The organism is [Clostridium] fimetarium (assembly GCF_900111235.1).
Lineage (GTDB): Bacteria > Bacillota > Clostridia > Lachnospirales > Lachnospiraceae > Clostridium_N > Clostridium_N fimetarium.
Genome location: NZ_FOJI01000010.1, coordinates 118,643 through 132,400, shown reverse-complemented (window position 1 = coordinate 132,400; position 13,758 = coordinate 118,643). Strand labels below are relative to the sequence as shown.

Here is a 13,758-nt window from a genome sequence, read left to right as displayed (position 1 = left end):
TGGGTGAAATAAGAAACAACTGGAACTGTTATTTGACTGAATTATTATAAGTAATCAACAAAAAACTTAAAGAAAAGAGGAGAATGGTTTATGCCACAAAATGATGCCACATTAGATATTAGACCCGAAGATATAGAAATAGTAGATAAGTCTGAATATAGCATTGATATAAATGATTATTATTCAAATGTTCCGGATATTGCAAAACCACTTATTAAAGGTGCAAAGGCAGGGCTTAAGAAAATAGAAAAAGCTTTATATTCTGCCCCAGCTTTTATTGACACAATCAGAGCCGCTATACCAGAAGAAACGCTACAAGCTGTCTTATCCAAGGAGCAGAAAGAAAAGCTAGCATCAGGAGCACTTAAGCTAATGACAAAAAAGGATGGATCTTTGTTGGCAAATTTAGTGGATCCTAAGACAAAGAAAATTGTATCGACCGTAAATTTAAAAAGTGTAAAGTTGACTCCTGATTTGAATAAGGCTATGACAAATTATGCTACTCAGATGCAGATGGCACAGATAGTAGAAGAAATCCAATATGTTCAATTAGCAGTAGAGGAAGTTCGTCAGGGACAAGAAAATGACAGACTTGCTATGGCGTATAGCTGTCAACAGAAGTTCATACAAGCAATGGCAATTAATGATAAAAAAATTCGTACAATGGCTCTACTGAATCTGACGTCTGATGCGGAGAATAGTAGAAATTTATTGATGCTTAGTCAAAACGCAAATATTGGTTTTATAAATGATGAACCAGAAGATTTTTTTGGAAAGCTTATAAGTGGATCTAAGCAGGAAAAAATAAATCAACGTATGAATGAGATACGAGAGAGTTTATGTGTTGTCAATATGGTTTCTATTACTGAGGCTGTGGCATATCAGGAAATGGGCGAAATGGAAGCGGCAAGGATTAGTTTGCAGTATTATGGTGATTATATTAATAAAACCTATCTCGAAAGAAATGGGCTTGTGGAAAGATTGGATATGCTTGATCTGTCTCCTAAGAAATACTGGAGTAATGCACTTCCAGATATCAGTAAGAAAATTCAAGCATTACCATGCTTTGGAGAAAATAAACTTATGGAGGAGTTTTAGAAATGGAAGAAGAAAAAGTTTGTAAAAAATGTAATAGACCATTGCCAAAGGGGTATAAGTATAATGAATGCGAAAACTGCAGAGGCGAAAGGGCTGGATTTGTAAAAAAAGTAGGTAAAGGAGTATTAGCAGTTGTTTCTTTTGGAGCTCTTATAATTGTTAAAGAAAGGTTTGGTGGGGGAGATAAAGCATAAATTATCAAGCATATAGAAAATAAACGAGAATCCCCAATTATCATATAAGCAAATATCTGGAATTATTTTTGAAGAGGGAAAATTAGATGAAAAAGTGGTTGTTTCCAAAATAGAAGTAACCACTCAGCATGGGGCTGTTGCTAACAAGACACAAACAAAAGAGGCACAGTTTTATAATTTAGTTGCGATTATTTCTATCGGATATTGTGTTAATTCCAAGAGAGCAACGAATTTTCGAATTGGGGATACAGGAGTATTGAAAGAATATATGAGCAAAGGATTTGCCATAGTACAGGTAAAAGAATAATGTCTTGGTGATGTAAACTAATTCTAGGAAAGATGAAAAGGAAAAGTTTGTTTAATAAGAATGGTTTTCATTCAAAAATATAAAATTTATATGCAAGAGAGAAGAAAACCTTCTCTCTTGCATATAAGCAGGCATCGAACCCAACTTATATGCAATTTAATGATAACATATATGAAAGGAAAATACAAGAGAATAGCAAGGTTGGACGAAAAGGGAAAAAGATTTGAGTTCTTGGTTTCGAGATTAGATGAGTCTAAAAATAATGGGTATTACATAGAAGCAATGGCAATTACATATGCATTAATGGAAGAAAGAACGTATTCTTTGTTAGATAAATTGGGAATAAGTTATAGAAACAAAGATAAGTTGTATCAATGTTTAGAGTATTTTAAAAAGAATATTATTGATAGGCAACTTACGCTTACTCCGACAAAAATGTCTATTGATGAGCTGACAGATTGGTTAAAAGTGGAATTTATTGATTCAGGATTGGTAGATAACATTCAATTATGGAGAGAAAAAAGAAATGGGGTAATCCATGATTTGGCTAAAACAACAATCGAATATTCGGATTTGGAGGAAACATGTAATAGCGGAAGTGAGTATTTTAGAAAATATACCGCGTACATTATGAAACTAAAAAAAGTAATCTGATCATTGTAGTATGAAGTGGAAAGATTACTTTATCTACTGAAACAATTTACAAGGACCTAAGATTGAATGTGTTTATCTACTGGGATTACTATAATATGAAAATGTAGTGTACACCTATTATTATATTTGAAGTGAAAAGAAGTGAATAAAATTGAAAATCATATGAGGGCATCATGGAAGCCAGAGATAATGTTAAGTTTATGAGTGGAGGTAGTCAGTGTGCCAGGTTTAATGTATCCAGCATACCAGAAGTTCTATGCTGCAATATGTAGTTTAATGAGATTTAAAAAGGAAAATGATTTTTTTGATAATATTGCCAGTATGGATAATTTTTTTTCGGAATATCGAAGTACTACTTTAGTAATGCAAAAATCTTTGTCAAAAACACCATATGAAGAGATATATAAACAAAAATCCGAAGGAATTTGGGATAAGTTTTTTAATGAACAACGTGTAAAAACAATACATCAACATCCGTTTGAGTTTACAAAAACAATTCAAATTACAATATATTTCCCGTATGGAGGACGCAATATTTCATCAGAGACATTTACTGTTGAAAATGACGTACCACTAATAACACTTGAAAATAGATTAAAAGAATTTTTCCATTCTTTTAAAGATAATGAGACATTCTTTTCAGCTAATTATTTTTTTAAGGAAAAAGAAAGTGATGATGACCTGTGGGATATGTTAATGTCAGGAATTAATACTTTGCAAATATTTATGGATTATATGTATAAGACAATTAATGAAAACTGTCCATTATGTGATAAATTGCGTGAAGAAATTAATAAAGCTGGATTTGCTTTGATTCCAAGAGACTTCTTTCTTATAAATGACTATGTATATTATTTAAGTAATGAAGAGTTTGAAAGGGCGGGACGTATGGCTATTGTTTTTTCTGGGATGAATCGACAATCTCTTAAAGGATTTATGAACTCGCCAATATATAAATCTGGAAATACTGTTTTTGAAAATTTTGTCATGATGCATGTTGTGATGCAATCAACAGAACTAATGCCTGTTCTTATGACCGTATACCAAGATGAAACATTTGAGTTAGATGTTTTTCATGCGGATATAAAAACAACAATATATAGAAAAATCAATGAAACAGCAAAAAAGGTATTAAAAGGAGATGCGAAAGAAGTATTCTTTATGAATACATATATTTTCTGTGAGGACAATGAAACTAATTTAAAAGCTACGTCAAAAGAGAGAAGTAAAATGTCACAAAATGAAGTCCTAGCATTTATGAAAGTAGATCAAGAGATGAATGAAGAGGAGTATGTATTCGAAGGTCAATTGTTGAATAATATAGAATATATTGCAAAACATATGGAAATCGGAAAAAGAGAAAAACTAGAAATAGGAGAAATAAATCTAGTTCCAATTAAAGAGGCATTTAAGTTATTAAAAGAATGAAATGATTAACAAAAAGATTGCTCAACAATTGAAAATTCAATAGTCGTTGCTTTTTTGTATATACAGTACTTCTTTAAAATGTTTAGATTAGGGAATATAATTTAATTTTGCAAAAGAAGGGGGATTTTTAAATTATATTAGATACAAATACAAGAAATTATTTTAATGAATATGAAATAGGTAATATTTCAAAATATATATTGAGAGAGGAAATAGAAATGTCTGGTTTGGATTGCAAAAAGTGTGATGGAAAACTCCGATTGATTCATGATGATAAAGTAATGACATTGAAAAAGAAAAAGAAGGTAGGAATTGCAAATACACCATTACTGATGTGTAGTAGATGTGAAATAAAGTATATACCTTACATGACAAAAGATATAATCACTGGGTTTATGAAGATTTTAGGGGAGGATGAATTAGAAAAAAATGTTGATAAAAGTGTGGAGATTGTTGAGAAAGATGAATATGAGGATGATTATCAACAAGATGAAGTTAGTGTATGGTATGATTTCAATAAAATTAAGATGGAAGTTTGTAATGATAAATATATAGCTGAAAAGGTGAAGTTCATCTATGATAAGGATGATTACTATTTTATTCCCGGCTTAACGAGACCGTGGAAAATAGGATTCCTTACACCAGTCTTTTTTAATATTGAAGTGTTACTAAAATATCTACATCATCCAAGTTTTGGGCTTGATATTGGCGCAGATACGTTTGGATATATCTACAAAGGTGATGAGCATTATATTTCTTTTGGTATTAATGAAAATAATAAGGTATTGATGTGGTTAGGGGATATTATTGAATTAGATATAAATGAGCAATTTTATTTAAGATCAGAAAATATACCATCGGATCATTCAATTGGATCAGAATTCTATGAAGCTCAGATAGAAGTAAAGTGGGCTGAAGCATCAGCCGAAAAAAAATTGTTGAAAGAACGCTTAGAATTTAATGAAAAAGTTCGTAATAATTTTAGCATTTCAATTGTACAACTTGACACAGAGACACTTCGTGTAGCTAAAAACATCTGTAAATTGCTGATAAATACAAATGAAGCATTTAAAGATCTTATGATTCCATTAAATGAATTGTTTGTAGAGGCTATAAATAACAAAGAAATCATAAAGTATCTAAAGCAAAAGTATCCAGAAGTGAAAGAAGAGATTAAGGGGAAAAAGGGAATTAAATTATTACAATATTGGTTAGAAAAAAATACAGATAAAATTGATATAAATACAGAAATTGCACCTTTGTTTGTATTATATGATTTAAGACTAGTATCTGCACATCTATACCCAGATGAATCGAGAGAAGAAATGTTATCATCATGTTGTACGAGACTTGATTTATCTGAAACAGAAAGAAACTATATAACTATTTCAAATAGGTTAATTGAGAAGCTATTTGAAATGTACAAAAAATTTAATGAATCTTTGTGTATACATAATAACATAGGAGAGGATGAAACGATAGATGAAAAAGGTCATGTGTGTAACAGCAGTAATTGATGTAGATTTATGGAATGAAGCTACTTGGAGGGGAACTGCAGTATTGTCAGATGGACAGTCAGCACCTTATTTAGGACTATTGTTTGAAAATCGAGAAGCAGCAATAAAAATATTTAAACAATGGAATGAAGATTTCGGATGCAGAGATATGTATGAGGAAATTCGGATATCAATTTTGCAAGGGGATATTCAGGGAGAAGAACATGGATATACAGTACATATTACGACAAATCAAGAAAATTTATTATCAAAATGCAAAAAATTAAATTTGCCAATAGATGAAACATTATTCGCTATTGTCAGTAGATATCGACGTATTGAGACAGCAAAAACTAATCGAAATATGGAGACATTTAGAAGCGAGTATGAAAGATATTTGAGTTATAAGATTATACCAGTCTATATGAGTAAAGAAGGATTAGAACCACTATTTGAGTATGAAATTGAAAAATCAGAAATTTGTTTTAGACAAGTGGGCGATATTACAGAAAATGATATAGATGCATGTTGTATTAGTGGACTTGGTAAAAAGAGTAATTAAAACACAACATTAGGGCAGTTATATACCGTATTCACTCGGTTTATAACTGTCATTTTTTGTTGCTTAACTTCTGGTCAAGTTAACCAGAGGTTGTGAGGTGAAAATTAAAATTGGGTATTAAGGGTAATACATCCAGTGAATATCTGCTATGCATTGAACGAAGTGAAATGTAGTTTATACATTAAAGCGCACGACATAGGAGTGCAGTCAACCAGCCTGAAATTTGCCTGCAACTTTATGCGTATCCTGTTATCTGTTTTCTTATCATTACAATCAAAACGGACCATCCGTCCGATATTTCGTGTCGAGTCTGCAAACTATTGATTTTACTGGCTTTCATCCACCCAACTGCTTGACCGATTATCAAAGTCAGCTTAACCTAACAAAAATGTGTTTTAGAAAGGTCCAAGCATTTGAACGGATCACCCGTTAGATTTCGCAGGATTGCTGCAAGTCAGTGTTTATGCAGTACAAGCGTTATTTGAGAGAATTATAATGAATTGAATAAAAAATTGAATACAAAAAATATTAAGAAGTTTGTCAGAAGTATCTGGCAAGCTTTTTTTTGCATTTTCAGACCAAAAGATTTGGCAATCAGCAAATTTTCAACCCAAATACATATTGAAAGTAAAATATTCTACTTTTTTGTAATCAACAAATTCTTGCAAATGCACAGGGTGGCAAATGGCATAAGCGAACCCACATAAAGGTAGAAATCAAAAAAAAGAAAGGATCAGAAGAAAAATGATAAATGTGGAAGAAGTATGTAAACATATTCAAAGTTATATTGAAATCTATGAGTTTGTCCAGCAGGACGAAAAAACGATTCCAGAAGTAAAGGCGTATTTGATGGAGGAGTGCGGTAAGCCGGAATCAACAGCAAGAGCTCATATTGAAGCAGTAAAGAAATCAGACACAGGATTGCTGCAGTTTAGCAAAAACAAAATCTGTCTTAGTTTGGAAAAGGCAATGCAGTTTGAGAGTGCACTAACTGATATTTTTCATTGGGATGAATACGATTACAGGTCTGGTGAACTGTACGAGTGCAAAAAAGATCTTGATAAGGCGAAAAAAACAATTGTTGAAGCGAATAAACGTATCAAGAAGTTAGATGACATTAACATTGAAGAAATGATGAGTCGCAGGAAGGAAATAAAAGAATATGAACAGAAAGAGGATAGAGCCAAACTTCAGAATCAGGCTTTAGAAAAAGAAGTAATAAAAGCTAAAATGGGACGAAATGTAGTAGATTCTGCATCGGTCAGATTAAAGGAATCATGGAATTCATATGGACAGAAATTTTTTAAGATAAATGAAATTTATCCTGCGCTAGATCCAGACACATGCTTGCTGTCCTCTTATTTTCATCAGATTGGAGCAGAGAACAAATTAACAGCAGCTAAGTTGAAGGGAGTTGCGTTTGGAAGAGCATTTTCAGATAGGGTCCTCAGGAATGTTGTGGAGAATATCAGACCATTTAGGAAACTAAGAAACTGTATATGGCCCAATCGTGATGTACTTACAACAGAGGAACTTCTCGCCTATGATGGTTTGACGAATTCTGAAAAGCTGGCATTGTATGCGTTTTTCTCAAAAAGATATTCAAAAGAAAAGCGGGAAATTCTTGAGCAGGCAGCAAAGAATGGAATTAATGCAGAGTTTGTTATTAGGATTTTGGAAACTTATATTGTAAACAAGAAAACAAAAGAAGCATTTCTGGAAGCCTTGAAATTGGCAGAATCAGATAGCGAATATCAATTTAGAATGAAGTTTGCCAAGGAATTGATTATGAAACAATGGTGGATCGAAGCGGAATACAATGGGAAAAAGACGAGTTTTCAGCTTGTACCAGTGCAGGAGCTGGAAAAAATACAGTCAGATTTAAAGAATCTTGAACTCAGCGTGGAATATAAATTGGATAGCTCTTTTGGTCCAGTGGACCAAAGGTCAGAGGAATGAGCATGAGAGCAATGAGTATGAAAGCAAAATATTTAGAACCTGATTCAAAAATAACTGGATATATGCCGCTTCCAAACTGCCTGATCAAAAGTGGATTGAACAGTACAACACTGCTTGTGTATGGAATGCTTCTTGGTAGAGCAACATTGTCCCAGAAAAATGAATGGGTTGATGAGCAGGGAAAAGTATATATTCGGTATGCGATCGAGCAGCTTGCAAAAGATGCAGGCAAAAGCATTTCCACTATAAAAAGCTGTTTGAAGGAGCTGGACGAGGAGGGGCTGATTGTGCGTAAGAGAGTTGGATATAATACCGCGAACTTAATTTATGTATTACTGCCGGAAGAATGTATGATAGCCGAAAATCTGCCTGTCAGTAAGCTAAAAAACCAGACTACAGGTCAGAATTCTGGGTTATGGAAGGATAGAAAACCGGCTACTAACAACTATAGTAATACATTTAATAAAACAAATAATAGAACAGGTAATAGAATAAAAAATTATACCTATGTGGAAGGAGAGAGTTTTTAAATGGATAAGGAGAATACATTTATTGGTGATGATGGACTGATCTATTGCTCGATATGTCATGAAGCAATGGAACTGAAATTACCAACGCCGCTGCTTGTAAAATTCGATAGATTCCCAAGACAGTGTGCCTGCCATCGATTACAGGAAGAGAAAGAAAAAAAAGAGCGTAGAGACCGCGAACATGCAGAAATAGTTAGCAGGAACAAAAGAATCTGCTTTCATGAGAAGAGAATGCAGGAGTGGACCTTTGAACATGATGATGGAAGCTCACCTGCAATGAATCGTGCCAGGGCATTTGTGGAACATTGGGATGAGGTACGAAATGCAAAAGCCGGACTGCTTTTCTGGGGCGGGATTGGTACAGGCAAAACGTATATGGCAGCTTGTATTGCCAATGCATTACTTGAAAAGGAAAAGAGAGTTATGATGACTGATTTTTCTGCTATTACAAATATCTCTGTAAATGATGCCAGAGAATATATCAGTTGTTTAGTGAGCTATGACCTGCTGATCATTGATGACCTGGGGGCAGAACGAAGCACGGAATATGCAATTCAGAATGTATTTGATGTCATCAACAGAAGATGGGAATCGGGGAGACCATTGATCGTGACAACAAATCTGGATATGGAGGATATTACGAAGGAAAAAGATATAGCGAAGACAAGAATATATGATCGCTTACTTGATATGTGCACTCCGGTTCTGGTGGATGGAGATAGTAAGAGGATCGAATCAGCAAATCATAAGAAGAATTTTTATAAAGGTATTTTTAAACAGAAAAAAGGTGGTGAACGTACATGAGAGAGACAAAAATTAGAAATACAAATCAAAGGATTGCGGTGGATATAGAAGGATTATCGGCGATGCTTTCCTGTGGAAATGCGACTGCAAGAAAAATTGGAGAAGATGCCAGGGCAAGGATTACAATTGGACGTAGAGTTTTATATTCGGTCAGTAAAGTGGAAAGATATTTGAATGAAATTTCCATCTAGATCATTGATGATTATTTCTGTAATAAAGTAAATTTGTTGCGTAAAGTAATTTGTGGTCAAAAAATAGAACAGTTGAAATGAATGTGCTATACTTACAGTGTAAGACAAAAATCATTCCAACTGACAAGGAGGTGTCAGCAAGGGCGTAAGCGGAAAGGAATGATTTATATGGCAAGAAAAGATAATAGAGGAAGAAATTTAAAAACAGGAGAATCACAAAGAAAAGACGGTCGGTATATGTATCGTTATGTAGATGAAAGGTCAGGAAAGAGGATGACCATCTATGATGACGATTTAGTGAATCTTAGAAATACGGAAAATCAAATTTCAAAGGATATTGATGATGATATTGTAACTGATCCGGAGAGCCGTAGGATGACACTCAATATGCTCTTTGAGCAATATATGCTTTTAAAGAAACTGGCTCCGACGACCAGGATGAATTCTTTGAATATGTGGAATCATCATGTTAAGAATAATATCGGACAGATGAAGGTAATTCAGATCAAACCATCACATATCAAGTTGTTTTATGCAGAACTTTCTCGCAAGAAACTGTCTCACAGTACCATTAAGATGCTACATAATCTTATTTATCCCAGTTTTGAGATGGCATTAGACGACGATCTGATCCGAAAAAATCCAAGTAGGAATACATTAAAAGATAATGGAATGCCACCTATGGAAAAGCATGCACTTACCATAAGGCAACAAAGAAACCTATTGGAGTTCGTAGGTAAAAGCGCTGTTTACAACGTATACCTTCCATTGTTGCAGATCATGATCGAAACATGTTTTCGCTGTGGTGAAATTGTTGGACTGACCTGGTCAGATGTTGACATGAAGAAAAAAGTAATATCCATCAATCATCAGCTTGTCTATAAAGATTTTGGCGACGGAAATGGTTATAGTTTTCATATTATAACGCCAAAGACAGAAGCGGGTATTCGAAGATTCCCTATGACAGAAAATATTTATAAGGCATTTGAAAAACAACGCAAACAGAACTTTATGCTTGGTCTGCGTGGTACTGCTGAAGTGGATGGCTTCACAGGATTTATATTTAATTCGAAAAATGACAATCCGATTATGCCAAGTGCATTGAATAATGTTTTGTACAATGTGGTGAAAGCCTACAATCTACAGGAAGTTGATAATGCCAAAAAAGAAAAAAGAGAACTAGAACTCCTCCCTAGAATTTCAGCTCACATATTTAGACATACAGGCTGTACCAGAATGGCAGAGAGCGGAATGGATATGAAAGTCGTTCAGTATTTGATGGGACACGCCAATATAGATGTGACAATGAATGTCTACAACCACATCACAGATGAAAGTAGAATTGAGACGGAACTTGCAAAATTGAAGTCATGGGTAAGTGTGAGCCATGCACCTCGAAAGCAAAGCTTTCTCGGTCACGGCTGTCGCCGTATGCATCTGAATTTGAAGATGCCTGCTGGTAAGCAAGCTTCCCACAGTCATTTCAAATTAGCTGCGCATGGCTCGTAGCTAACGTGCAAATGGTGTAAAATTGGTGTAAAACGCCCTAAAATGGCATTTTATAAAAATTTACGAATATGCAAAGCCAGTAACCATACGGCTTCTCAAAAAAATAATAAAAAAATTAGCACTCTCGTCTTGACAGTGCTAATTTTTTGTGCTATAACTAAAATAAAGTTATTGCTATACATGTAGTATAACAAGTGTAACATCAATGAAATGTACTTTTACATTAATCAGTAGTGAATTTATATTGAAATTATGTTAATTCAATGAAGTAAAGGGAGCACATCCCCGATTTTAAGTGCCACTAGAGCGGCAGATGGGAGCGATTATGAATATTAACAAATTTACACAAAAATCAATAGAAGCAGTGAACAAATGCGAAAAACTCGCTTACGAATATGGTAATCAAGAAATTGATCAAGAGCATTTCTTATATGCGTTACTTACCATTGAGGATAGTTTGATTGCTAATCTTATTGAAAAACTGGAAATTAACAAAGAATTATTTTTAAATAGGAGTGAGGCCCTTTTAAAGAAGAAAACCAAAGTATCTGGCGGAGGTCAGGTCTTTATTAGTAATTCGCTGAACAAGGTACTAATTAATGCAGAAGATGAAGCGAAGAGAATGGGTGACTCTTACGTGTCAGTGGAACATTTATTTTTAGCAATGATTAATGAGCCTAATAAAGAAATCAAAGTATTATTCAAAGAATTTAATATTACCAAGGATAGATTTTTACAGGTATTATCGACTGTAAGAGGTAATCAAAAGGTTACAAGTGACAATCCAGAAGTAACTTATGATACGTTAGAGAAATATGGTCAGGATTTGGTGGAACTTGCAAAGGACGGAAAGCTTGATCCAGTTATCGGACGTGATGCTGAAATCAGAAACGTTATCCGTATTCTATCAAGAAAAACCAAGAACAATCCAGTCCTAATCGGTGAACCAGGTGTTGGTAAAACAGCAGTCGTAGAAGGACTCGCCCAAAGAATTGTAAGAGGTGATGTGCCAGAAGGACTTAAGGAGAAGAAGTTATTTGCGCTAGATATGGGTGCATTAGTAGCAGGTGCAAAGTATCGTGGTGAATTTGAAGAGCGATTGAAAGCTGTCTTAGATGAAGTGAAAAAAAGTGAAGGACAAATCATATTATTTATAGATGAAATCCATACAATTGTTGGAGCCGGTAAGACAGAAGGTTCAATGGATGCTGGTAATATGCTAAAACCAATGCTTGCAAGAGGCGAATTACACTGTATCGGTGCAACAACACTTGATGAGCATAGAAAATATATAGAAAAAGATCCAGCACTGGAAAGACGTTTTCAACCAGTTATGGTAAGTGAACCAACTGTTGAGGATACAATTTCAATACTTCGTGGTTTAAAAGAACGTTATGAAGTGTTTCATGGCGTTAAAATTACAGATGGTGCGTTAGTATCGGCTGCAATCCTTTCGGATCGATATATTTCAGATAGATTTCTTCCAGATAAAGCGATTGATCTCGTTGATGAGGCTTGTGCTATGATTAAGACTGAACTTGATTCTATGCCAACTGAATTGGATGAATTACAAAGAAAAATCATGCAGATGGAAATTGAAGATGCAGCACTTAAAAAGGAAACGGATAATTTAAGCAAAGAACGTCTTGGGATTATTCAAAAAGAGTTATCTGTATTAAAAGAAACATTTAAGATACAGAAGTCAAAATGGGATAACGAAAAAAATAGCGTAGATAAGATTAGTAAAATACGTGAAGAGATTGAGCAGGTTAATACTGATATTCAAGCTGCAAAGCGCGATTATAATTTAGACAGAGCAGCGGAGCTTCAATATGGAAAACTGCCAACATTACAAAAACAATTGAGTGCAGCAGAAGAAAAAACGAACGAAAAAGCAATGGAATTGGTTCACGAAAGTGTTACGGAAGAAGAAATCGCAAAGATTATTTCTAGATGGACTGGAATTCCCGTTGCAAAGCTGAGTGAATCAGAACGTAAAAAGACTTTGCAGTTAGATGAAATACTTCATAAAAGAGTAGTAGGTCAAGATGAAGCCGTAACAAAAGTCACGGATGCTATTATAAGATCCAAAGCAGGTATCAAAGATCCATCAAAACCAATTGGTTCATTCCTATTCTTAGGGCCAACCGGTGTAGGTAAAACGGAGCTAGCAAAAGCTTTGGCAGAAAGTTTGTTTGACGATGAATCAAATCTCGTACGTCTTGACATGAGTGAATACATGGAAAAATACTCCGTGTCACGTTTGATAGGAGCTCCACCAGGATATGTTGGATACGATGAAGGCGGTCAGCTTACGGAAGCAGTACGTAGAAAACCATATTCAGTAGTACTTTTTGATGAAATTGAAAAGGCACATCCTGACGTATTTAACGTATTGTTACAGGTGTTAGACGATGGTAGAATTACCGATTCACAAGGTAGAACAGTAGATTTCAAGAATACAATCATTATTATGACCTCAAATATTGGGTCAACTTACTTACTTGAAGGAATCGATGAAAGTGGTACGATTTCACCAGAAGTCGAAAATATGGTAATGGGTGATTTGAAAAATCACTTTAGACCAGAATTCTTAAACAGATTAGATGAAATAATCATATTCAAGCCATTGACAAAGAAAAATATTGGATTCATTATCAATCTTGTTATTAATGATATTAACAAACGTTTGGACGATAAGGAACTTAGTGTAAAATTAACAGATAGAGCCAAAGAATTTATTGTTGAAAAAGCATTTGATCCAATGTATGGTGCAAGGCCACTGAAGAGATATGTTCAAAAAACGGTGGAAACACTAGCCGCAAAACTGATTCTTGGTGGAAATATAAATACAGGTGATGTAATTGTGGTAGATGCTATAAATGGCGAATTAAAAGCCATTCTTAACCATTAAAATAATTATATAGATTACGACGATTATATTAAAATATAATGTTTCACATTTTATTTCACGTACAAAAAGAACATGCTTTCCATTTTATTTTACAGAGTTCTGTAATTAAATG

At 34.1% G+C, this 13,758-nt stretch carries 13 protein-coding genes; all 13 read left to right on the top strand.

The genetic code is table 11. From position 1 onward, the window contains the following. Positions 1 to 90: 90 nt before the first annotated feature. The 13 genes from BMY18_RS13370 (at position 91) to clpB (ending at position 13,646) form a co-directional block, all read left to right on the top strand. The gene (locus BMY18_RS13370) at positions 91 to 1,098 is read left to right on the top strand and encodes a hypothetical protein (RefSeq protein WP_092454855.1); all 1,008 of its coding nucleotides are present in this window, start codon (positions 91 to 93) and stop codon (positions 1,096 to 1,098) included. A gap of 2 nt (positions 1,099 to 1,100) precedes the next feature. Next, the gene (locus BMY18_RS13365; protein WP_092454853.1) at positions 1,101 to 1,292 is read left to right on the top strand and encodes a hypothetical protein; all 192 of its coding nucleotides are present in this window, start codon (positions 1,101 to 1,103) and stop codon (positions 1,290 to 1,292) included. A 94-nt stretch (positions 1,293 to 1,386) separates the two neighbouring features. Further along, positions 1,387 to 1,599 (top strand): RhuM family protein, encoded by a 213-nt coding sequence (gene rhuM / locus BMY18_RS13360; RefSeq protein ID WP_242941037.1) that lies wholly within the window; start codon positions 1,387 to 1,389, stop codon positions 1,597 to 1,599. 201 nt (positions 1,600 to 1,800) lie between these two features. Further along, positions 1,801 to 2,253, top strand: a complete 453-nt coding sequence (locus BMY18_RS13355) for a hypothetical protein (RefSeq protein WP_139197284.1) — start codon at positions 1,801 to 1,803, stop codon at positions 2,251 to 2,253. A 219-nt stretch (positions 2,254 to 2,472) separates the two neighbouring features. Then, positions 2,473 to 3,681, top strand: coding sequence for a hypothetical protein (locus BMY18_RS13350; protein WP_092454847.1), 1,209 nt, complete (start codon positions 2,473 to 2,475; stop codon positions 3,679 to 3,681). A gap of 218 nt (positions 3,682 to 3,899) precedes the next feature. Then, positions 3,900 to 5,198 carry a hypothetical protein gene (locus BMY18_RS13345; RefSeq protein ID WP_092454845.1) on the top strand — a complete coding sequence of 433 codons (1,299 nt, stop codon included), beginning with the start codon at positions 3,900 to 3,902 and terminating at the stop codon, positions 5,196 to 5,198. Next, positions 5,164 to 5,739, top strand: coding sequence for a hypothetical protein (locus BMY18_RS13340; protein WP_092454843.1), 576 nt, complete (start codon positions 5,164 to 5,166; stop codon positions 5,737 to 5,739). The genes BMY18_RS13345 and BMY18_RS13340 overlap by 35 nt, the downstream gene beginning before the upstream one ends. Before the next feature lie 744 nt (positions 5,740 to 6,483). Further along, positions 6,484 to 7,698, top strand: coding sequence for a hypothetical protein (locus BMY18_RS13335; RefSeq protein ID WP_092454841.1), 1,215 nt, complete (start codon positions 6,484 to 6,486; stop codon positions 7,696 to 7,698). Positions 7,699 to 7,700: 2 nt separating this feature from the next. Next, positions 7,701 to 8,228 (top strand): replication initiator protein A, encoded by a 528-nt coding sequence (locus tag BMY18_RS13330; protein ID WP_170841405.1) that lies wholly within the window; start codon positions 7,701 to 7,703, stop codon positions 8,226 to 8,228. Beyond that, positions 8,229 to 9,032: an ATP-binding protein gene (locus BMY18_RS13325; protein WP_092454837.1), complete on the top strand. Its 804-nt coding sequence runs from the start codon at positions 8,229 to 8,231 to the stop codon at positions 9,030 to 9,032. Beyond that, complete coding sequence (locus BMY18_RS13320; protein ID WP_092454835.1) at positions 9,029 to 9,223, top strand: hypothetical protein; 195 nt, start codon at positions 9,029 to 9,031, stop codon at positions 9,221 to 9,223. Before BMY18_RS13325 ends, BMY18_RS13320 begins: the two co-directional genes overlap by 4 nt. Positions 9,224 to 9,391: 168 nt before the next feature. Beyond that, positions 9,392 to 10,732 (top strand): tyrosine-type recombinase/integrase, encoded by a 1,341-nt coding sequence (locus tag BMY18_RS13315; protein ID WP_330385988.1) that lies wholly within the window; start codon positions 9,392 to 9,394, stop codon positions 10,730 to 10,732. Positions 10,733 to 11,057: 325 nt separating this feature from the next. Next, positions 11,058 to 13,646, top strand: a complete 2,589-nt coding sequence (clpB, locus tag BMY18_RS13310; RefSeq protein ID WP_092454962.1) for an ATP-dependent chaperone ClpB — start codon at positions 11,058 to 11,060, stop codon at positions 13,644 to 13,646. Positions 13,647 to 13,758 lie beyond the last annotated feature (112 nt).

Bases quoted from the DNA above. Each gene is read 5' to 3' on its own strand.
- BMY18_RS13370 (WP_092454855.1), top strand. From the start codon at position 91: ATGCCACAAAATGATGCCACATTAGATATTAGACCCGAAGATATAGAA.
- BMY18_RS13365 (WP_092454853.1), top strand. From the start codon at position 1,101: ATGGAAGAAGAAAAAGTTTGTAAAAAATGTAATAGACCATTGCCAAAG.
- BMY18_RS13345 (WP_092454845.1), top strand. From the start codon at position 3,900: ATGTCTGGTTTGGATTGCAAAAAGTGTGATGGAAAACTCCGATTGATT.
- BMY18_RS13340 (WP_092454843.1), top strand. From the start codon at position 5,164: ATGAAAAAGGTCATGTGTGTAACAGCAGTAATTGATGTAGATTTATGG.
- BMY18_RS13335 (WP_092454841.1), top strand. From the start codon at position 6,484: ATGATAAATGTGGAAGAAGTATGTAAACATATTCAAAGTTATATTGAA.
- BMY18_RS13330 (WP_170841405.1), top strand. From the start codon at position 7,701: ATGAGAGCAATGAGTATGAAAGCAAAATATTTAGAACCTGATTCAAAA.
- BMY18_RS13325 (WP_092454837.1), top strand. From the start codon at position 8,229: ATGGATAAGGAGAATACATTTATTGGTGATGATGGACTGATCTATTGC.
- BMY18_RS13320 (WP_092454835.1), top strand. From the start codon at position 9,029: ATGAGAGAGACAAAAATTAGAAATACAAATCAAAGGATTGCGGTGGAT.
- BMY18_RS13315 (WP_330385988.1), top strand. From the start codon at position 9,392: ATGGCAAGAAAAGATAATAGAGGAAGAAATTTAAAAACAGGAGAATCA.
- clpB (WP_092454962.1), top strand. From the start codon at position 11,058: ATGAATATTAACAAATTTACACAAAAATCAATAGAAGCAGTGAACAAA.